The sequence below is a fragment of the Leptothoe sp. LEGE 181152 genome (genome assembly GCF_032906605.1).
GTDB lineage: Bacteria > Cyanobacteriota > Cyanobacteriia > Phormidesmidales > Phormidesmidaceae > Leptothoe > Leptothoe turfae.
Map to the genome: position 1 here is coordinate 61232 of NZ_JASATU010000017.1, position 19202 is coordinate 80433.

Annotated in this window: 18 protein-coding genes; 6 read left to right on the forward strand and 12 right to left on the reverse strand. The window is 46.3% G+C overall.

Translation table 11 applies throughout. From position 1 onward, the window contains the following. The first annotated feature begins 42 nt into the window (after positions 1–42). The gene (locus QGP82_RS08585; RefSeq protein WP_499058401.1) at positions 43–675 is read left to right on the forward strand and encodes a hypothetical protein; all 633 of its coding nucleotides are present in this window, start codon (positions 43–45) and stop codon (positions 673–675) included. A 28-nt stretch (positions 676–703) separates the two neighbouring features. Here the strand turns inward: QGP82_RS08585 and QGP82_RS08590 are convergent, their stop codons facing one another. After that, the gene (locus tag QGP82_RS08590) at positions 704–1327 is read right to left on the reverse strand and encodes a dioxygenase family protein (RefSeq protein WP_163669459.1); all 624 of its coding nucleotides are present in this window, start codon (positions 1325–1327) and stop codon (positions 704–706) included. Positions 1328–1501: 174 nt separating this feature from the next. Next, positions 1502–2131 carry a hypothetical protein gene (locus QGP82_RS08595; protein ID WP_163669461.1) on the reverse strand — a complete coding sequence of 210 codons (630 nt, stop codon included), beginning with the start codon at positions 2129–2131 and terminating at the stop codon, positions 1502–1504. A 678-nt stretch (positions 2132–2809) separates the two neighbouring features. Here QGP82_RS08595 and QGP82_RS08600 point away from each other — a divergent pair. Next, on the forward strand, positions 2810–4663 hold the full coding sequence (locus QGP82_RS08600) for a metallophosphoesterase family protein (RefSeq protein WP_499058405.1): 1854 nt from the start codon (positions 2810–2812) through the stop codon (positions 4661–4663). A gap of 271 nt (positions 4664–4934) precedes the next feature. Here QGP82_RS08600 and QGP82_RS08605 read toward each other — a convergent pair whose 3' ends face one another. Both QGP82_RS08605 and QGP82_RS08610 read right to left on the reverse strand, forming a co-directional pair. Next, the gene (locus QGP82_RS08605; RefSeq protein ID WP_163669466.1) at positions 4935–5324 is read right to left on the reverse strand and encodes a HepT-like ribonuclease domain-containing protein; all 390 of its coding nucleotides are present in this window, start codon (positions 5322–5324) and stop codon (positions 4935–4937) included. Beyond that, positions 5317–5622, reverse strand: coding sequence for a nucleotidyltransferase family protein (locus QGP82_RS08610; RefSeq protein WP_163696163.1), 306 nt, complete (start codon positions 5620–5622; stop codon positions 5317–5319). The genes QGP82_RS08605 and QGP82_RS08610 overlap by 8 nt, the downstream gene beginning before the upstream one ends. Before the next feature lie 206 nt (positions 5623–5828). Here QGP82_RS08610 and QGP82_RS08615 point away from each other — a divergent pair, with 206 nt between their 5' ends. The 3 genes from QGP82_RS08615 to QGP82_RS08625 all read left to right on the forward strand — a co-directional run bounded on the left by QGP82_RS08615 (position 5829) and on the right by QGP82_RS08625 (position 6821). Then, positions 5829–5978 (forward strand): hypothetical protein, encoded by a 150-nt coding sequence (locus QGP82_RS08615; RefSeq protein ID WP_163696165.1) that lies wholly within the window; start codon positions 5829–5831, stop codon positions 5976–5978. Then, positions 5975–6475, forward strand: coding sequence for a helix-turn-helix domain-containing protein (locus QGP82_RS08620; RefSeq protein ID WP_163669472.1), 501 nt, complete (start codon positions 5975–5977; stop codon positions 6473–6475). The genes QGP82_RS08615 and QGP82_RS08620 overlap by 4 nt, the downstream gene beginning before the upstream one ends. Positions 6476–6575: 100 nt before the next feature. Next, positions 6576–6821, forward strand: coding sequence for a hypothetical protein (locus QGP82_RS08625; protein WP_163669474.1), 246 nt, complete (start codon positions 6576–6578; stop codon positions 6819–6821). A 105-nt stretch (positions 6822–6926) separates the two neighbouring features. Here the strand turns inward: QGP82_RS08625 and QGP82_RS08630 are convergent, their stop codons facing one another. The 8 genes from QGP82_RS08630 to QGP82_RS08665 all read right to left on the reverse strand — a co-directional run bounded on the left by QGP82_RS08630 (position 6927) and on the right by QGP82_RS08665 (position 17400). After that, positions 6927–8954, reverse strand: coding sequence for a S41 family peptidase (locus QGP82_RS08630; RefSeq protein ID WP_163696170.1), 2028 nt, complete (start codon positions 8952–8954; stop codon positions 6927–6929). Positions 8955–9397: 443 nt separating this feature from the next. Next, positions 9398–9832, reverse strand: coding sequence for a class I SAM-dependent methyltransferase (locus QGP82_RS08635; RefSeq protein WP_499058408.1), 435 nt, complete (start codon positions 9830–9832; stop codon positions 9398–9400). Positions 9833–10058: 226 nt separating this feature from the next. Beyond that, positions 10059–10871: a formylglycine-generating enzyme family protein gene (locus QGP82_RS08640; RefSeq protein WP_499058410.1), complete on the reverse strand. Its 813-nt coding sequence runs from the start codon at positions 10869–10871 to the stop codon at positions 10059–10061. A gap of 175 nt (positions 10872–11046) precedes the next feature. Continuing rightward, the gene (locus QGP82_RS08645) at positions 11047–13791 is read right to left on the reverse strand and encodes an SAV_2336 N-terminal domain-related protein (RefSeq protein ID WP_499058415.1); all 2745 of its coding nucleotides are present in this window, start codon (positions 13789–13791) and stop codon (positions 11047–11049) included. A gap of 23 nt (positions 13792–13814) precedes the next feature. After that, complete coding sequence (locus QGP82_RS08650; protein ID WP_499058418.1) at positions 13815–14816, reverse strand: AAA family ATPase; 1002 nt, start codon at positions 14814–14816, stop codon at positions 13815–13817. After that, on the reverse strand, positions 14813–16603 hold the full coding sequence (locus QGP82_RS08655; protein ID WP_499058420.1) for a VMAP-C domain-containing protein: 1791 nt from the start codon (positions 16601–16603) through the stop codon (positions 14813–14815). The genes QGP82_RS08650 and QGP82_RS08655 overlap by 4 nt, the downstream gene beginning before the upstream one ends. Before the next feature lie 14 nt (positions 16604–16617). After that, complete coding sequence (locus tag QGP82_RS08660) at positions 16618–16953, reverse strand: CU044_2847 family protein (protein ID WP_499058423.1); 336 nt, start codon at positions 16951–16953, stop codon at positions 16618–16620. A gap of 216 nt (positions 16954–17169) precedes the next feature. Further along, complete coding sequence (locus QGP82_RS08665) at positions 17170–17400, reverse strand: hypothetical protein (protein WP_499058426.1); 231 nt, start codon at positions 17398–17400, stop codon at positions 17170–17172. An 85-nt stretch (positions 17401–17485) separates the two neighbouring features. Between QGP82_RS08665 and QGP82_RS08670 the strand changes: the two genes are divergently transcribed. Beyond that, positions 17486–19198 (forward strand): TAXI family TRAP transporter solute-binding subunit, encoded by a 1713-nt coding sequence (locus QGP82_RS08670; protein ID WP_499058428.1) that lies wholly within the window; start codon positions 17486–17488, stop codon positions 19196–19198. The last annotated feature ends 4 nt before the right edge of the window (positions 19199–19202 follow it).

Genomic DNA, 19202 nt, shown 5'->3' on the forward strand with positions numbered 1-19202 from the left:
TTGTGTTGTTCCAGCTGTTGTTAATTACAGAGGCATAGGCGTATGGCGCACTTCTCAAGGTTTAAGTACGGTGTGTTTTTACTCGGTGCAATAACATTCTTGGGCAGCTGCGCAACTGCTTCTGGGCCAGCTGGTCGTCAAGACAGTGTTGATCGTGTCGCTGATGACGTACAAGTGCAAGATGAATTGGTTCAAGAGGATATAGCTGCTGAGGGTGCGATCGCACTAAACCCCGACTCTAATCCTGACAAACTCAATCCAGTAACAAAAGCCCCCTCAGTTGCTAGCCAACCCGTTTCTACCGATAGTGGCCAGGTCTTATTTTCCTGTCATACCGCTGAGGATAAGCTGATTGCCCTATATGACCGGGATACCGTCATCAAGTATGTGTTTGGCCCGGAAGAGCAGCCCGAACTTGTACTCGACGTGCCTCGCGAGGAAGCATCCACATTTCAGTGGCAGGGGATTGGCCGGTATGAAAATTATTCCATCAGCATTCCTAATAAAGACACGGTTTATATAGTGTCTTGGGCACGGGATCGTTTAGACATTAATCAACCGGCTGAGGCTGGCGTAAGTGTCGAAATCGATGGCGAATATATCACCACCGTAGACTGCGTTTCGGATATTATTCACAACATGATCGGCGTGGATTTATCGCCGACACAGCTTTAATCAAACCAGCTAAACTTAATTACAGTATCTAAGTTGTTTCCAGGACAAAGTTAAAGGCAGCTTTTTTACGACCATCGCTATCATCTACAGCCATTAAAAGAGCTGGGTTAAAGAGAAAATCTCCCTGATTGGCAGGCTCCCCTGGAAAGTAAAGCTGAGTGGTAAGAATAGGTTGATTGGGAGCTTGTACCTTGATATGGAAATGACGGGTGCGCCCAGGGTAAATACCGGGCACGATGGTTTCAATGCGGTAGCGTCCATCTGTGTCTGTAAACTGATGTCCGCGAAAGGTGTAGCCACGATTGTCGTATTCACCTTGGTTATTGGTGTGCCAGCAGTCTACTAAAGCACCAGCAACGGGCACACACTGCGACGAGAGCACCTGACCTGTAATTACCACGGGCGTGCCCGGCAACCCTGGCTCTAATAAAGATTGGCGTTCTGGGGAATCAGGGGTATAAAAAGGACCTGCGGTTTGGGATGGTGTGGTTGCATCATGACCGCAGGCGGGGGTGGGTGACAGAGCCTGGGCCGTCTGATGTGTAGTGTTTTTGGTCAATAGTGAGCGGCTACAGGTGGCTGATAGAAATGAAACGAGGGTGGCAGGGCCGATTTTCAGAAGCGTGCGACGATTTAACCGTGTATTAGGCATGAGGGACCACCATGGTTTCGGTATTTGATTTTATGGTAAACCTGGATTTTCCAAATCGACTGCCTGTAGCCATAGTTAATCCTTCTAACCATTAAAAGCATTGGTTAGAGGGACATGGGTAGGTGCGATCGCACCTTATATTCGATCAACTGTCACTTTTCGCGAGCAGTGTCTCTACGATGCTGGCTGTTCTCCTAACTCTTCAGCATCTCCAGCCGCTTCTGTCGAACTTTCTGTTAGATTGGTGCCTTCATTGGTATCCAATAGCATCTCAGCTGTTGGAACTCCTGTTTTTTCCTTTTGGAACAAGGCTTCTACACCATCTTTCCAGTTCTGATATAGGTTACTGATCCGGGTTCTCCATTTCTCACGATTCTGTTCTGCTTTTTGTGGAAACCAGGAGAAGATTAGCAGGTCAAGTACAAGCTCTATACTTCTGACTACGGTCAATATAAAACCTGTTAGGAGTTTGTAATGGATTAAATAGTAAGGTGTAAAAAGAACTGCGGAGAACCAGAGAAGATTATCAAAGACTTCTTTATCTAGATTAAAAGAGATGCTGACGTGAACACGTAAAAGGGTGTACCACAAGGAAATAACAACCAGAGTGCTGACGGTAAACCCTATAAATCCTTCGGTTTTCTGCCATAGGAACTGAACTAAACTCTTTGCTGTTGTCCAAACGACACCTGCCAGTGCCAAGGCTAATACACCGTAGGTAGCAATATTTGTCCAGTCAAATTCACTAAGGTCACCGAACATTGAGATGTCGATCTGCTGCAGCCAATCAATTAGAGATTCCATAATTTTTCGTTCCTTGGCAAGGATGCTTAACGTTGCAAGATAAGGAATTTTCAGCGTTGCCTTTCATCGATAGCGTAACGTCTACATATCGTTCTGTAACGTACGGTTTTCACCATCTATCTGGCCTTTACCTACAGCATCATCTGAGTAGATTCCTGCTTGATTTATGATGTTTCTGACTAAGACTTGTTTGAACGTTTGCCAATCAGTGGAGTGTGTTTCATTCCGATGTCCACCTCCATCATGCAGAAAAATTTTCTAAATGGTTCCCTTCGACTCCGCTCAGGGAACGGCGACTGACTCTCCTCAGGGAGTAGAAATCTACTTGGAACTAACTATTCGCTCCCCTCGACTCCGCTCGGGGAGCACCACCAAACTTTTTGTGAAGGCAAGCCAACAGACAGGCTAACCGCGTAAAGTTTCCTTGAAGATAAGCTTCTCTTAAAAGAGAAAGACCAAGTTAATCAACTTCAGTTAATCTTTTATTAAAGTTCTTCTCATTTGATCTTCATTACTGGCGTATTTTTCGCCCGCTGAGAAGCCTCCTTCCAGCCTTTACCGCTGCTGGGATGAACCGATCTGGAAGATGCGCTATTTAGCCATGTCTTTCAGCTGAAATCATAGTTCGGATCAGCAATGCCCCTGATTTAAAGAACATCACATCTATCGCTTGAGCTTATGCCCTCAAATCGTTTTAAGCTGTTTAGCCATGCTCTGTTAGCAACGCTAAGCACGAGCCTAATGGCTGTCTTGCCCGCCCAGGCAGCCACCTTTCGTGTAAACCCCTATTTGCAACAGCCGTCTTCCGACGGCATGTACTTCACCTGGTTCACTGAAGCAGACATTGCGGGTACCCTCACGATTACTGGGGCTGATCTCACTACACCCCTCACATTCACTAGCAATCCTTCCTTAGAACCCGTTTTGGCTTACACCAATGCCGAAAAGGGTCAGGAAATTGGTGATCTGGGGCAAGGTTCCTGGTTACTGGGTGATAATAACTACAAGCACACGATTGATGTACGTGGCTTAGCACCCAACGCCACTTACGATTACACCGTTGCTCTGGGTGACAATATATTCAACTCTACCTTCAAAACAGCCCCCACTGCAGCTGATTGGGATAGCATTCGCTTTATTACCTTTGCCGATAGTGAAACTCAACCGGCAGGTCGTCTCATTGGTCGTGATTGGCAGCAGGGAGCTTTAGCACCAGGGTCAGCAGCTCGTCCCGATCCAGAGAGCAGCCTGTGGGCTGAGACCTTTGGCACAACCGGTACTCGCCTCCGCTATGCCCTGACTGAAACAGAAGGGTATGCGGCTAACCTCGCTATTGTCAACAGTCGTCAGCCCGACTTCTTGATGATGCCTGGAGACCTGATGCAGGGTGGCGGCTATCAGCCTGGCTGGGATGAGTTCTTCCGTCACAATGCGGGTGAGGTTGATAGTGGTTTATCTGAGTATCCATTGCTGCCTGCCCTAGGCAATTGGGAGAACTTTGGTGCTCTCAATGGTGGCTATGGTATTGATGCCGATGGTCGCTTTGGGCCTAAGTTTGGCCGTGATAAGTTCCACACGTACTTTGATGCGCCTGACAATGGCACACCTGAGCATCAAGACAACTACTACCGCATTGACTACGGCCCGATTACTATTCTCACTTTAGATAGTTCTAATGGTGAGCCTGACGATACCCGCGATAACTATGGTGGCGAAGGCCAGCCCCCGAAAATCAGCGGTCTGGAATTTACTGACCCCGGTACTGATACTCAGCAAAATTATACTCGTGAACAGTATGAAGCGGCGGGTGGCACCGACTTGGCTGACTTTAATCCTGGTAGCCCCCAGTGGAATTGGGTGATTGAGCAGCTTGAAGATGCCCGTGCCCAGGGTCAAATCATCTTTGCACAGTTCCACCATGCCCCTTACTCTAGCGGTACCCATGGTTTTGCGATGAATCATGAGCTTTCCAGTGGTCAGGGGGGAACACCCTTGCGTCAGTACCACCCCCTATTTGAAGAGTATGGTGTTGTTGCTGTTTTCTCAGGCCATAGCGAGATGTTTGAGCGCAGCTTTGTTGATGAAGATGGCGATGGCGTTGGCGTGCAATACTACGATGTGGGTGTTGCAGGCGACGGTCTGCGTGGCGAAGTTCGCACAGAGGATGGCCAACAACCCTTAGGGTATAACGCTTTCAGCCAATGGACGGCTGACCAGGATGAACCCGAGCTGTGGCAAGAGGTTGATGGTGTTTTACAGATCATTGAAGGGGGTAAGCACTACGGCCATCTCGAAGTTAATCTTGAGCGTCAAGGAGAGAATACGACAGTCACCTTTACTCCGGTGTATAGCTTTCCGCTGCTTGACAGTGACTACAGTTTGCTAGGCACTGAGCGGCGTGTATACAGTGATGAGATTTCATTGTTGATTACCTCAGAAGGGACTATTGCTCCGGTGCCTGAGCCGGGTATAGTGTCTGCGCTGGCACTATTTGGTCTGTCTGCCCTAGGCATTAGGAAGCGTCTTCACTAGGGCTTAGCATCAGCAAATAAATCATAGTAAAAACCAAGCAATGGTATGGCTGAAAGCCTTCTTTTGCTTGGTTTTGTGTTAGTTTTACCAACCATCATTGTCAAATCACATCTGGACCATCGCAGGGAGTTTGCACAAAATCGTGTCGAATAGGCCTGCAACCCCTGATTTCTCATTGAAAATCAGTGATTTACACAAAAATCCAAAGACTCTCGGATTTACCCAGGGAACCATTTTAATGTACGTCCTAGATACCAATCAAATTAGACATTTAGCCTGAGGAACCTGCGTCTTTATACTCTTCAATCATCTCCTTGATCACCAAAGCAAGGTTAGGAATATCATTCTGACAGATATCAAAAATCTCGTCTGCATCTAGATCAAAATAATGGTGTGACAAAATATCTCGCACACCCTTAGCACCTCTCCAATTTACAGAGTCATAACGCTCTAAAAAAGCACCTTGTGTTTTGGCATCGATATTCTTCAGATTTTCTCCAATCGCAATTAACATCATGCTAATGCCATCTAGCATATCCAAACCATGATCGCTATCAAGAAAATCAGCGGCAGAGCCAATACCTGAAAATCTTCGCCTAATGCGCCCCAGAGCCATATCAATCTGGAGTAGCTTTTCATAAATCAATACTCGATCAGACATAAATTACATCCTGATCGATTCTACGTTTGAGATAAGGATTCATTCGTTCCCGATAACGCACCACATCTACGGGCCTATCCAAAAACTTTTCTAGTTCTTCCTTGATGTTGACCCTTATAAAAAGGTTAGGACGCTTCATTTCCAGGACAATATCCACATCACTACTCTCAGTCGCCTCACCTCTGGCAACCGAGCCAAAAATACCCAGCTTCGTCACACCGTATTTTTCCTTCAAAGTCGGCTGTATACGGCGTAGAAGGTCTAAAACCTGACTACGTTCAATTACCTTTGTCTTCATTCCATCACCTCCATAACTTTTATTGTATCGTTCTCGGCATCCCCCATCCCTTACTGCCCATGCATTACAACGCTAATAGCTTTTTAGCTTGATCGCTTACTTGATTACCTACTTAATCGACACCTTACTATGAGCCGTCCCAAGCCTCTAACTATGCACTGCCAAAGCATCGCTTATCATAGAGGCTAAGCTGCTTATCCTTCTCTATGGTTCAATCCGACATCAGAACCAAGCTCCATCCCCTAGAAAATGGCGATCATCTCAATCGCTACGAATGTGAGCATCACTACAATGCCACCCTACACCTCCAGAAAGCAGAACTGATCGAAGGCCACCTCCATGGGCAGCTCAAATGACTGTCAAGCCTGGTAGCAAATACTATCCGCTGTTTGAGCATTTGCAAAAATGCAACGAGGATGCAATTACGCTTACATTTGCCAAAATCGAAGCGGTGTTGGATAACACCTTGCCCACTTCAGCATTTAACAAAAAAAATTGGTGGAGCAATCGTGATAGTTCCAGCGCCCTTCAGGCCAAAGCCTGGGTTCATGCTGGCTATCACATCGAAACTGTTGATCTAGCGCAACAAACAGTTACCTTTCGTAAATTTCAGGCAGAATACAACATTCAGAAAAAGGATGGGGCTGTTGTTTGGCAACAGGATGCCATTAAGGCCCTGCGTAAGCACATGAGCCTGACCCAAGCCCAATTTGCCCAAGAGTTAGGTGTGCGTCGACAAACGGTTAGCGAATGGGAAAACGGCGTCTATGATCCCGATCGCTCAAAAACAAAATTTCTAGAACTGATTGCTAAACAATCCAATTTCCAGAAAATGTTGTCAGAACAACAATAGTTGTTTGACTTGTGTCCGGTTAGCGGTCAAAATGAGTTATGCGATCAGGTGTACTCCTGGCGCAAGTTTTTGATCATTACTATTTCGGAGATTACAGATGATGCTGACCGATCCAACCAAGGGGGCAACTGCGCCCACAGTTCCGCCTGCTCCAGAACCGCTAGCTGAACATCAGTTTGAGATTGTTCGCCATATGCTCTTTGGTAGCCTTACCAGTGTGCACCGGACTATCCAAGAGCTGCATAGTAAGCATTATGCTGAACCCAATGATTGGAGTAAGCCTATGTCTACTGGACGGCCTAATGAGGTGATGGCGATTTTGACGAAGAAGGTGAGAGTGGCTTAAAAGAGCAGCTTTTGGTATAGCTCGATGGGGAGCTATCTACAAAGGAGTATGCTACTGACAATAGAGCATACTCCTCTGGCTTATACAGTCTCTAAACAACAGAGACTAAAGGTCTAACATCCTGGATGCCACGTATTCATTCGCGTTGAAACCTGCCAACTCTAATAGCATTGCTCCAGCTGGTAGAGAGACTTCAATGGACTGAATACCGTCTGTAACTTCGAAACTCTCAATCGGACGACCATCAACATAGATGTCAACACGGGTAAGCCCCAGGGTTTCTACTTGAAGGGTAAGCGTGTTTTGATTCAACGTAGTTGTCACATTCAACCTACGCACAGACATCCTTGAGAGGATCTCTCCAGCCTTGTTAAGGAGATCGATATTGCCTAATAGCAAATCATTCTTTGTCATGTGGTAGCGGGAATCTGGTGTGATCCCTAAATCTTCCACCGGGGTACCTGCTTGTTTGCCAACCCGGAGGGTACGGCGAATAGCAACCCGCATATTAGCCCCGCCGGGTAAGTCCTCATAGGGTGTTCCATCATCCGGTGGACTAGGAAAGCGTAATAATGCTTGCAACAGACCATGGGTCCAAACATTGGCACCGCCCGCTCCCGTATTATCATCGATGCCAAGTACATGGCCAATGTCATGATCTTGGAAGCCTGCTGCAAAAATATCGGTTGCACTGTAACAACGGGCATCGGTGATCAGTACTACGGGGCCGTGATATCTCTGGCCGATTTGATTGGCAAAATCAACGGGCGTAATGGGAAAACCACCTGAGTAGACAGCACCCGTTTTTACTGAACGACGAATTGAAGGTACCCAAGCTCCAAGGTCAATTTGACCAGTGGGATTGGTTTCATGTCGCTGACAAATACGTAGGTTGAGAGACGTATTAACAAACTGAGTAGGCTGTGGTGCTATATCGACAGGCGTTAGCACCTGTAGCAGGCCTTCACTGGCCCAAATGTGCCCCCCCCCATTGCCCCGAACATCCAGAATTAAACCATTCTGCGGTAGTAATTCAACTAACCGAATAAACTCGTGAATAAATGCTCCTGGATCATTCACACTAAACGTAAAGATCCGAATGTGTCCAAACTCTCCAAAGGTTGTGTTCACACTTTTTGCGTGGAAAACACTACCCATGGTGGTTGGCACTGTCTGCCCGGCAACCGCTTTTTGGGTGGATAGTTTGGTTTCTTTCGTTTCTGCTGCCAGTACTTCTGGCGCAAACAGCATTTTCTTTGTTTCTTGAGTGATATGAGCTTCTAAATCAATCCCCTGAGAAGCTGCGCTTGTACTCAATGAATCTGCATTAGCCTCAACAAACGTTGGTGGGGAGGACGTCACAATCCAATCTTGCTTAATTTCGCGATCAATACCGTCAAGATCGGTGTAACCAATCACAACCCACAACGCGTCTGGTGGTAATGAACGTACTAAAGGACGAATAGTGAGTCCATCAATTCCACGAACATGGCGAGCTGCTAAATTACTGCCTGCATGTAAATCTCCAGATAATGCAATGGCGCGACCAATCGGCACCCCATTCCAAAGCTTGATTTCTACACCCGTCTTAAAGTGTGGATGCGAGAATCCCTGAACAAAGTGAGTGGCAATATAATGTGGCTCACCGTTTTCAAAATATTCTTCAATCTGGAAGGGTAAGAAAGCAATCTTGCCTGCAAATGGAAAAGGTAAAAGATAGTTTGTATGTAGATCCCGAACAGAGTTGAAAATATCCAATATTTCACTGTGAAATGTCAGTTCACTCTCTAATTCGGCATCCGTTTCTTGTTCAAGGCGATGTTTGATTAGACGCAGTTTTTGAATAGGATTGACCCCATGCATCGATTCCTTTAAAGGCAAATGAACAAAATTATCCTCAAAAAGAATGAGAGCTTGTTCAACGATTTGTTTACGTTTATCGAGACTTAAGACACCAGCAGCCGTCTCAAGAAAAGTTTTTAGGTCAGTTGCATCAGCTAACTGTTGTTTAATAGCAGGATGAACGCTATTTAAAAAAGTAAGACCAATCTTTTCCTTATCATGACCATTCAACTTGGAGCTTCTTGTCGCTGACGTGATTCTTTTTGCTCGTTTTGTATCTAGTCGCACCATGGTTTTTCTCCCACGACATTATATATTACGGTTGACAGACATCTTTTGGCAGAGTGTCTGCGCAGAGTGTCTGCGTAGAGTGTCTGCAGAGTGTCTACAATTCTCGCAATCGTTGACTATTCGGCTTCTGAAAAACACTTTCTATTGGCTTGTTTGCTTGTCTAAACCCCTTAGCATAAGCTTGAAAACTTACTAGAAATTGGGCTAGCTAGTTAGCTCTTAGAGAAAAAGATCATCTATGTTCCCAGCATGATACCCTAGGCGGAAAAACCTCTGCCTAAGCTCCAAAATCGTGACGATTAGGTCGTAAAGTTGACAATTCAATCTAAGAACTTAAGTATAGTCACCATTTTTAAGTTCGCTTTGATCTATTTAAAGTTTATTCATCATTCCGTCTTAAATTTTGATGCTTTAGTGTTGGTTGCGATCGCTAATAATGGCCTTTAATCCATGCGTACTACAGCCTTTGAATCGATTACTAACATTCCCGGACAGGGAATACTCTTTTTGCCATTCCGTATATAGGCCATCGTTTCTTCACTACACACGACAGCATCAAACTGCTCTGCTTCAAAGGGAAGATCCGACGCATCTCCTATTAAGAACGTGGCCCCAACAGGTACGCGTTGTTGAGCGATCTCTACCATCTTTGGTGAAATATCAATGCCAGTAATGGTTGCCCCCTGGGTAACAGCCTGTGCGGCCAAATAACCTGTCCCTGAGGCTAGTTCTAAGATAGGTAGGTCTTGTAAGCTGCCAAGGCTATTCAAAATAGGCGTGACTGCTTGGCAAGTTGTTGGCAGGTCAATAGCATCATAGGTTGCTGCGTTGCGTTGCCAGCCTTCTTGCTCGTATTGGTCAAATGTTTTTGGGGGCATGGGAAAGAGATCTTGTTGATAACAATATATGGGGCCTGGCTTGATTCGAGTGGTGAGTGCTCTTTATTCTGGATAAATTGCGTTCTCTACGGGGGATAATTGTGGATGGAAGTCTCGGTTATCTCCTGGCTTACTGATTTTGTTGTTTTTGCTTTTAGCTGCTTGATGGTGAGTATGTGATTTGAGGTATTGAGCTAAGAAGACAAAGCAACAAAGGTTTCAGCTTTTATAAAACAGCGCAGACAACTCGAAAACCGAGGAGGAAGCTCCTATTGTCGCTGAGATTCTTATCACGAAACGCAGAGCGGCAATAACGAGGATCACTGAGCCAAGAACCGCCACGATAGACACGATTTTTGCTTTCTCCAGAAGATATCCAAGCGTTACTGTTGGCAGGAGCTCCCTCGTAATTTTGATGCCACTCATCCAGACACCACTCGAAAACATTGCCATGCATATCACAAAGCCCAAATGCATTAGCAAGACCAAAATGATCTACTAGCGTGGTTTCCTGACGGCATTTTCCTTGGAGACCATTACCATATACAGATCTACCATCGTAGTTCGCTACCTCTGTTGTAAGCGTCTGCCCAAAGTAGAAAGGAGTGGTTGTACCGGCTCTGCAGGCATATTCCCATTCCGCCTCTGTGGGTAATCGATAGTAGCGTATTTGGCTATATCGGGAGAGACGCTCACAAAACTCAACTGCGTCACGCCAAGTCACTCGCTCGACCGGGCGGTTAGCACCTTTAAATCCAGATGGATCAGGCTCAAGATCGCGGTTTTCCACAGGTAAATTAGCTGCAAACTGCCACTGCCCTTGAGTTACTGGGTAACGGCTCATAAAAAACTGCCGCACTGTCACTTTATGCTGGGGGCTTTCAAATTCAGAGCGTTCTAGCTCATCCACTGGGGAACCCATCAGGAATGTGCCCTCAGGGATCAGAATCATATCCAGGTCAATCCCACTTTCTAAAGGTAAAGACTCCGTGAAATACTGAGCAGTTTTGGTTTGACGTTGAAGTTTAAGATCAGACATAACCTAGCATTACAGTCGATGAGCCAGCTCATGCTTGGAAAAGCTTAACGAACTACATTTACCAAACTATGATGACTCGATTTTATCTTTGGACACATCAAACAAGCATCTTTGAGGCAAGTTGTCAAAGAATTTTTACTCTAGTTGTCATACAACTGACGCCATAGTGCAAGGGTTATGCAAGTGTTCCGAAACTCGAACACGCTACCCGAAAGCCAACGCTATGGGAATGGTTACCGGGTGAAAAATAGTTGCGGTGAGTGGAACGGCATTCACGAGGTTTACTGAGCCAGGAGCCGCCACGACAGACCCGCTTAGCCTCACCATACTTGGTCATCCAGGCACTGCCATCGGTGGGCGCACCTTTATAATTACTATGCCAGTTATCCTGACACCATTCCCAAATATTGCCGTGCATATCACAAAGCCCAAAGGCATTACCAAGATTGAAATGGTCTACTGGTGTGGTTTCTTGAAGGTATGCCCCTGTGGGATCATAGCCATAGACTGATCTACAATCATAGTTCGCTACCGCTGTTGCCAAAGTCTCACCAAAGTGAAAAAGAGTGGTTGTACCGGCTCTGCAGGCATATTCCCATTCGGCTTCTGTAGGCAATCGATAGTCGCGTTGAGTATATCGAGAAAGACGCTCACAAAACTCAACCGCTTCATGCCAATTCACTCGCTCGACCGGTCGATTGGCACCTTTGAATTCGGATGGATCGGACTCTAGCAGACGGGATATTGGCGGTAAACCGGCCACAAAATTCCATTGAGCTTGAGTGACTGGATATTTTCCCATCAGGAAGGCTGGCACAGTCACCATATGCATGGGATTGTCACTTAACAAGTAATAGGAAGACGGATTGTTCCGAATATAACTACTTCCGTCTTCATTCTGAATGTAACTACTTCCGTCTTGATTAACAAAAATGTTAACAGAACCCATCCTAAAGTTACCGCCAGGGATGGCCACCATCTCCAGGGTTAGATCATCTCCAAACGTCTCTATCCACTGCCAATTCTGAGCCCGCTGACGCTTAACAACCAATTCACTTGAAATCGACAAAAAATTGCGTTGGGGTTCTAATGTGGCAACCATAAACTCAAAGGGTAGTAGCCCAGCTACATTATCCTCAAACTCCAGGGAATCGTTTTCACCGTTACCCTCTTCTGCTGGTAACAGTGAAAAGCGAGTCAAAACCTCTTCCTCGTCAGAAAACCTGGCCGTTTCAAACGTTAAGGTCCCCAACACTGGGAAATTCGGCATTGGGCTTGTTGATTGGGACGGTTGCCTAATTCCTGCTCCCTCTGTCGCATGCACCAGTGCTGCGTATTCACCTCCCAGTCGTCTCAGCACTTGTCGACTAACATTGGCAAATTTCAGTAGCTCTGCGTTGGCTGTATCCCCCAACTCTGTTTCCAGCATCAAAAGAGCGGTAAAGCTATAAATTGTCTTACCAATCTTCTCGCCGACAAATTCAGAGATTTTGTCTAACAGGCTCTCGGCTTCGGATTTGGAGACCGCATCCAATAATAACTCCCTGACCTCTGGCAAAAAGTCATACTCCTTACCAACCAATGTTCCTACCCGATTTGTACGTTCGACCAGCCCACTCATAAACACTTCTGCCACATGCATTGGCGTTGAGTCAGGCAGCATCTTCGCCTGAATTAGATACACCACCGGTAAGCTAACCGGTCCAGTTGCCATTAGTTTGGCTAGCCGCTTTGCCATCGGCGATGCTGTTGCATAAAAACGTTTCACAAGCTGCGCTGCTGACAAATCCGTTGAACTAGAGCGTGAGACAACCCACTCAGATTGCCATTCCTTATCAAACCAAACGCCTGTTGCCCAGCAATTGCCCAACCCGGCTAGCATCTTGGCCCATTGCTTAAGGGAGTTTGGCTCTAGGGTAATAATTGGCAGCTTTAATCCATCTCCACGGGGTATCTCTTCCCACAAAGGTACTTCTTGTACCCGTAGTTTCGGGTTAGTCATACCTGGCATCAGTGCACTCAACTGTACTGGTAAACCTGCACTTAAAACAGTTCGCTCCCAAAAGGTTTCTGGCAGCAACTGCACCAGGGCCACAGGACCATGGGTAGCCCAAAGACTGAGATAGTCTTGTTGAATCATCCCCTGTCGCCAGGTCCATGAAATGCAGTCACTGACCAGTAAAATCAATCGCCGTCCGGCGGCATCTAAAAGTTCTTTGGGGCTACGATTGGGCTGATTGGGATACTTTTCAGGATCTTTTGCTAGTAACTGTATTTGCCCTTCTGTCAAGGTGTCTAAATACCAGAGGCTCACTCGCCGAAAAGCACCTTGACTTGCCAGCAGCAGCTTAAACTGCTCAATTGTGTCCTGCCAAATAAAACTAGAAGCAGTTTGCTCGATCACCAGTGCCACTTCTAACCAACGCTCTTTAGCAGGCTTTATCACAGTCATACAGATCTGACATTCCGCCGTTGCCTCGGCGGTGGCATTCTCATCTAAAACGGTTTGCTCATAGGCATCAACCCTGCGCATGAGGGGACGCAACGAACGACCCATTGCCAATGTTCTTCGTAGGGCAGGTGCAGTTGGGGTTTTAAAGGGCAGTCCCTGAAAATGTGACTGAGGTTGAGGTTGAACAGGAGGCTTAGGTGTCTGGGCATAGAGTGCAAAGTCTGGCGGTGGCGGCAGCTCTTGTACTTTTCCTGGTTCAATATCTTCAAAAATAACAGCGGGTTCATCACCTAATGGTGCTTCTGGTTGCACTTCTGGTTGTACTTCTGGTGTCGATGGCTCAACGGCAGAGGTGGGGGCAATGTGCTGAGCTAACCACAACACATCCGCAATTTTTTCTGCATCCCAGTCAATTTTCGCTTGATGCAAGCGAGCAATCATCTCCTCCAACAATAATTGCTGATTCATCTGTTCATTCATCCATTTATCCTTTACGCGTCCACACCAGACAGGGGCTTCATCAACTTATCCAAGAGCTGATCTCTAGACTCCTGGGTTGTCAACTCTCGTTGCAACATCACACAGATTGCATTGAGTAACTGATCCGTTGCCAGCTCCTTTCCTTCAGAGTCACGCTGCCGCAAGAATTCATCAATTAGAGTGACAGACTGTTCTAGCACTTCCGTCCCCAAATGTGCCTGTACAATGCGGGCTAACTCGGTTTTGTTAGGCTCTCGCATTTCCAGTCGAATGCAACGACGTAAAAACGGTGGCGGAAAGTCTCGTTCCCCATTACTGGTCAAGATTACAAAAGGAAAGTTCATACATTGCACAAGCCCAGCCTGAATCTTTACATAAGGCTCCTGTGTCCGATCTTTATAAGCCGTTCTCACCGTAACCTCATTTTCCGTATCTTTAATCCGTACCAATTCAGGAATCTCAAAACTTCCTTCCTCAAAGACATGCAAGAGATCATTGGACAGGTCAAGATCACTCTTATCAATTTCATCAACCAAGACGACCCGAGGTTTTATGGGATCTGGTGATGGTAATAGGGCGGTTCCCAAAGGCCCTAATCGAATGTATTGACCAATATCTCTGACTTTACCTGAAGACTCAACTGCTTGCTCACGCTGCTGGGTATCTTGCAAACGACCAATCGCGTCATAGCTGTAGAGCCCATCCTTCAAGGTGGTTCGTGTTGTAATCGGCCAGTAAAGTACCTCACCTAGTTTGAGCTCCCGTGCCACCGCATAAGCCAGGGAGGTTTTACCCGTTCCCGGTTTACCAGTCACCAGCAATGGACGCCTCAACAATAATGCTGCATTGACCAACTCTATTTCCTCAGGACGTGCTTGAAACGTTTTGCCCTTATTCGTCTGCTGTGTCTGAACATCCTTAAAGACACGCCAATTGGGGGGAGGGGGTAAATTCGCAATGCCATCATGGGGTTCCCCAATTCCCTTGAAAATCTGATGTTTCCAGGTGGTCATAACGATGCTGAAGAATAAACAATACTGGGCGGTAATCGTTGCGGATCTTCCCACACAAAGGTCAGGTATTCTCCAATGGGTAGAATCTCATCTGTTGAATCTGGGGCAGTCTGTTCTTGACGCACTCCAGCTACCTGCGCTAGCAACTGACCAAGACTACAGCACAAGACCTGCTTGTCTAGTAAAGGACACCAATCCACGAGTTGATCCGGACAATCATGCCGTATCCATACAGCCATGGGTGTCCCCGTCGCTAATAGTAGTGCTAACTCTCCCCCTTTCTCACAACTGGGACACTTTCCTAATTTGAGTCCTAGAGCAGTATCCCGACTTAATCTTTGGCGCAAACTGGCCAGATCTGCTTCCCAGGTTACAAACGCCTGGCAGGCATCAGCTTGCAAGTTTTGCCGCAATTGCCACCACTTCTTTTCCCACATCCCTCGAGCCTTATAGCGTTTCGATCTCGTTCGCTCAATCGAGCGCATCACGACCTGGCATTCTTCAGCCAGGGTTTGCTTAAACCCAAAGTCATCCTCAATCAGCCACTGGTCAACGGGCTCATTCATCATCGAGATGGGTAGAAAAAATTCCACTACTACCCTTTTCAAATCAATATCACCTCGATTACCAATTTGAGCCATATAGTTTGCCAAAACTGCTGGGATATCTTTTAGTGCAATTCCCTCAGCTAGATCAAGTTCGCCATCATAGGTAATCTGATCGTCAATGCCTTCGCCTGTTTCGGAATTGTACTTTTCTATATTGGGAATGAACCATCCCTTAATGTCGTAAAAACCTGGTTTGGATTTTAATCCTTGCAGTTGCACTAAAAGGCTAGCCTGGAGCGATGGTCGGGCTGATGCTGATGCCTTTCTTTCCAAGTTGATAGCCGTCATGTGCTGACGCAACTCAGTTAGGGTAGGTGTTTGCTCCTCTGCCCAGGCTTGCAATGGAATATTTGGCACTTGATTTAGTAAACAAGCTACAAATTGTAAAAGCTTAGGTTGCTCCGCTGGCCCATCGGGCATATCCACTAAGTCTTCCAAAATCTTAGTTATGCTCTTTTGTAAAGGCTGATCCCATCCAACTGGTCGGCAGGTCCGATAAGCCTCCTGGATCTGTTTGTCCCTCCAGTTACCTAGCTCCGATCTTAGAATATCTTGCAAGGTAAGGTTAGTGAGGCATCTTAATGGAGACCTCACTAACCTTACGGCAGAGAACATGAATCCAATTTTTGCATCTGAGCGCTTCCTATCGCGGGCAACTATCATTCCCACACAGCTTTGAGTATCCTCATTCCAAACTGGTGCACCACTAAATCCTGGTTCAATTGCTAGCCCTTGGGCCTTAGTATCTTCAATCTGTACCCAGCCAATAGGTAGCTCCCCTCGATTCACAGCAAATAGAAAACGTCCTGTAGTATCTCCCCTCGGAAACCCCAACGCACTAAGCTGGCAGCCTAGGCTCAGAGTTTTTGACTCTATTTGAATAGGCTCGACATCTTCTTTTGAGATCGAGGCTGGCAATCGCAAAAGAGCAAAATCATCTCCAGGTGTGCGCTTATCGTATTGCTGCCAACCCAACTCCGTATAATAAGGAGGTAGCGTTTTCAGATAGGGAAAGTCTAGCTTTATCTCCCGGATATCACTTCCCAAACGGGCTGCCTCAATTACATGGGCACAGGTAAGCACATAGCGCTCAGCTACTAAAAAGCCAGTCCCAATCACGCTATCTGTACTATTAGAGTAAATACGTGCGATCGCACACTTACCTTGATCAAAGCCCATGCTCAGTCACCTACTCAGTTATCCTTCGACCACTTGAGCGTGACTTCAAATGTCACCTCACCTCCAACTGAACTAAACACAACTCCTGCTTCAGCACTGAGTTTAAGGCCAAAGGTAACTTGGACCTCATTAATAGGTGTTGGCATTCCAGACTTTAATTTTGAAATCAAAGTAGAAGCTACTGGCTTGACCACATCCAGTGCTTCCTCCAAATTTTTCTTGGCCTTATAGACCATTGCTTCGGTTTCTAATAAAGCTACCCGTTCAATCACACTACTTTTGGGTTCTTCAATTTCAACCAAGAAGGAAGTTCCATCTTCCAGCATAAATTGAGCAAGAGCTCTATCCATATTAACGAGTACATATCTAACAAAGCGCTTAACTCTATATCAACAGAAATTGAGGCATGATGAGGTGTTTTGTAAACAAGTGTAAGGTTATTCTGTCACTCCCATACCTTGCTTTCTCTGAGGGAACAAGTTATTGCTTAGTCAGCGATCTCGCCCATTCCCGCAGCTGCTGATCAGCCCTCATCTCACCCACCCGAGCGAGCCATCGCCAAAACCTCATACAGTTTTGTCTTTGGTATCTGCGGAAACGTCGGACTTCTCTCCAGCCCCCATAAGCAGAGCCCTGCAACTGATAAAACCGCTAAATTCCCCCGTTATATCGCCAAAATCCGACACACCTATCGCTCTATACAGCTGTAAATTATCAATATCTGTGTGGGTAATGTTTACCTCCTCAATTAAATCCGGCGGAAAATCTTTTCCCAAGTCAATATCACGTCCAGCCACCGAAAGCTGATTCTGATTAAGTTGTGAAATTTACGTTCTGGATATAGACGAGGTTTAATAGGGCCATAGGTCATGAATAATATTGATGTCTCAGCCTGAAACACCTGAAAAGCAAAACTGGATTGATCGCCAGCTAGATCAGTTGCTCAAGCTGTTGAACGATCGCCTGTTTAAGCCCCTGGATCAACTGACAATTTTGCTGCGGCTATTTCTGGTGATGGCTCTGACAGTATGGTTTGGTTTTACGGCTGTCGACCTGTGGCATTCGGTCAGTTTTAATGTCACCCATCGGCCAATTTATCATGTCAATTTTGCTGTGGGTGGCTCTGGGGGAGAAAGCTATATCCTGGGTAAGGCCATCAAACAGGTGGTTGAAAATTATCATCCCAATATTCGTCTGGATTTATTAGAAACCGTAGGTTCTGTCGATAATATCAACCGGTTAGACGCCGGAGAAGCTGAGCTGATTACGGTGCAATCTGACATTACCCCTGGTCCCAAAGCCCAAGCTGTTGCCACGCTTTATCGGGATTTATTCCAGCTACTGGTACAGGATAAAAGCAGTATCGACGAGTTTACAGACCTCAGAGGGCAACGTATTGGTGTACAGCGAGAGAGTGGGCAGTTTCTATCATTTTTAGAAGTTGCCAACCATTTTGATCTGACGGCTGAAGACTTTGATTTTGTTGGGGTGGATGATGACGAAGCGGCCTTTGCCTTTGAGACGGATCGGGTGGATGCAATTTTTCGGGTGCGGGCTCCTGGTAACTGGATTATTCAGGATATGGTGCAATATCACCGGGGACGCTTATTGCCCATTGAACAAGTCTCAGCCATGAAGATTAAGCACCCGGCATTTAAGGCGGCGACCATCCCTAAGGGGACCTATCACGGTAGTTTCCCCATCGTGCCCCCCAAGGATATTCCCACCGTGGGTGTGTATAAGATGTTGTATGCCAGTAAGCAGACGAATAAGCGGGTGGTGCAAGCGATCGCAACCATTCTGAAGGATCATCATCAAGAGATTTCGAACGCTATTTCACGGGATACGGTTGAGGTGAAACCATTGGTGGCCAACATTGGTCGGCCTAGCAGCAGTTTTGGCATTCCTATTCACCCTGGAGCCGTTGCAGCCTATAAGCAAACCAAAACAAATCCGTCTTTTGTTGCAAGGAACTTTGATTTTTTGGCATTGTTGTTATCTATTGTTGTACCCATTGCATCCTGGATTTGGGAGTTGCGATCGCGAGCTGAAAAACGTGGTAAAAGCCTCTGTGAAGGCTACATCAACGATGTGATCAAAGTTATGGATGACGATGACGACGCTGCTCCTGAGCAAACCCTGGAAGAACGGCAGAGTATGCTGTATCAAATTTTTGACCGGGCTGCAAAACGGTTAGTGGATGAAGATATCTCCCAAGAAGCATTTCGTACATTTAACGAAGCCTATAAAACAGCCTGTGAGAAAATTGAACGGGATATAGAAGCCAAAGCACAGCACCATCAGTCTATCCAGCAACATCTAACGGCCCAGTATATTCAGGACCTGGTGGTGATTCATCAGGCCGATACCCTATCTCACCAAGACAGTTCGCAGCAAATGGAGCGGGTACTGCAGCGTGTGCTGGATGATTTGGCATGCGATCGCATCTCCCAAGAATCTTTTCGTACGTTTATAGAAGTCTATAACACGACAAAAGAGTCTCTTCAGCAGAATGGTAGAGAAGGCTTAGAGGAGTTAGACGCAACAGGAGAAATCAAAAATATTTCCCTACAATCAACAAAGATAATCTCGTAGGGGC

What these genes read in the sequence shown, in the direction of transcription:
- QGP82_RS08585 (WP_499058401.1), top strand. Translation starts at nt 43, where the DNA reads ATGGCGCACTTCTCAAGGTTTAAGTACGGTGTGTTTTTACTCGGTGCA.
- QGP82_RS08590 (WP_163669459.1), bottom strand. Translation starts at nt 1,327, where the DNA reads ATGCCTAATACACGGTTAAATCGTCGCACGCTTCTGAAAATCGGCCCT.
- QGP82_RS08595 (WP_163669461.1), bottom strand. Translation starts at nt 2,131, where the DNA reads ATGGAATCTCTAATTGATTGGCTGCAGCAGATCGACATCTCAATGTTC.
- QGP82_RS08600 (WP_499058405.1), top strand. Translation starts at nt 2,810, where the DNA reads ATGCCCTCAAATCGTTTTAAGCTGTTTAGCCATGCTCTGTTAGCAACG.
- QGP82_RS08605 (WP_163669466.1), bottom strand. Translation starts at nt 5,324, where the DNA reads ATGTCTGATCGAGTATTGATTTATGAAAAGCTACTCCAGATTGATATG.
- QGP82_RS08610 (WP_163696163.1), bottom strand. Translation starts at nt 5,622, where the DNA reads ATGAAGACAAAGGTAATTGAACGTAGTCAGGTTTTAGACCTTCTACGC.
- QGP82_RS08615 (WP_163696165.1), top strand. Translation starts at nt 5,829, where the DNA reads ATGGTTCAATCCGACATCAGAACCAAGCTCCATCCCCTAGAAAATGGC.
- QGP82_RS08620 (WP_163669472.1), top strand. Translation starts at nt 5,975, where the DNA reads ATGACTGTCAAGCCTGGTAGCAAATACTATCCGCTGTTTGAGCATTTG.
- QGP82_RS08625 (WP_163669474.1), top strand. Translation starts at nt 6,576, where the DNA reads ATGCTGACCGATCCAACCAAGGGGGCAACTGCGCCCACAGTTCCGCCT.
- QGP82_RS08630 (WP_163696170.1), bottom strand. Translation starts at nt 8,954, where the DNA reads ATGGTGCGACTAGATACAAAACGAGCAAAAAGAATCACGTCAGCGACA.
- QGP82_RS08635 (WP_499058408.1), bottom strand. Translation starts at nt 9,832, where the DNA reads ATGCCCCCAAAAACATTTGACCAATACGAGCAAGAAGGCTGGCAACGC.
- QGP82_RS08640 (WP_499058410.1), bottom strand. Translation starts at nt 10,871, where the DNA reads ATGTCTGATCTTAAACTTCAACGTCAAACCAAAACTGCTCAGTATTTC.
- QGP82_RS08645 (WP_499058415.1), bottom strand. Translation starts at nt 13,791, where the DNA reads ATGAATCAGCAATTATTGTTGGAGGAGATGATTGCTCGCTTGCATCAA.
- QGP82_RS08650 (WP_499058418.1), bottom strand. Translation starts at nt 14,816, where the DNA reads ATGACCACCTGGAAACATCAGATTTTCAAGGGAATTGGGGAACCCCAT.
- QGP82_RS08655 (WP_499058420.1), bottom strand. Translation starts at nt 16,603, where the DNA reads ATGGGCTTTGATCAAGGTAAGTGTGCGATCGCACGTATTTACTCTAAT.
- QGP82_RS08660 (WP_499058423.1), bottom strand. Translation starts at nt 16,953, where the DNA reads ATGGATAGAGCTCTTGCTCAATTTATGCTGGAAGATGGAACTTCCTTC.
- QGP82_RS08670 (WP_499058428.1), top strand. Translation starts at nt 17,486, where the DNA reads ATGTCTCAGCCTGAAACACCTGAAAAGCAAAACTGGATTGATCGCCAG.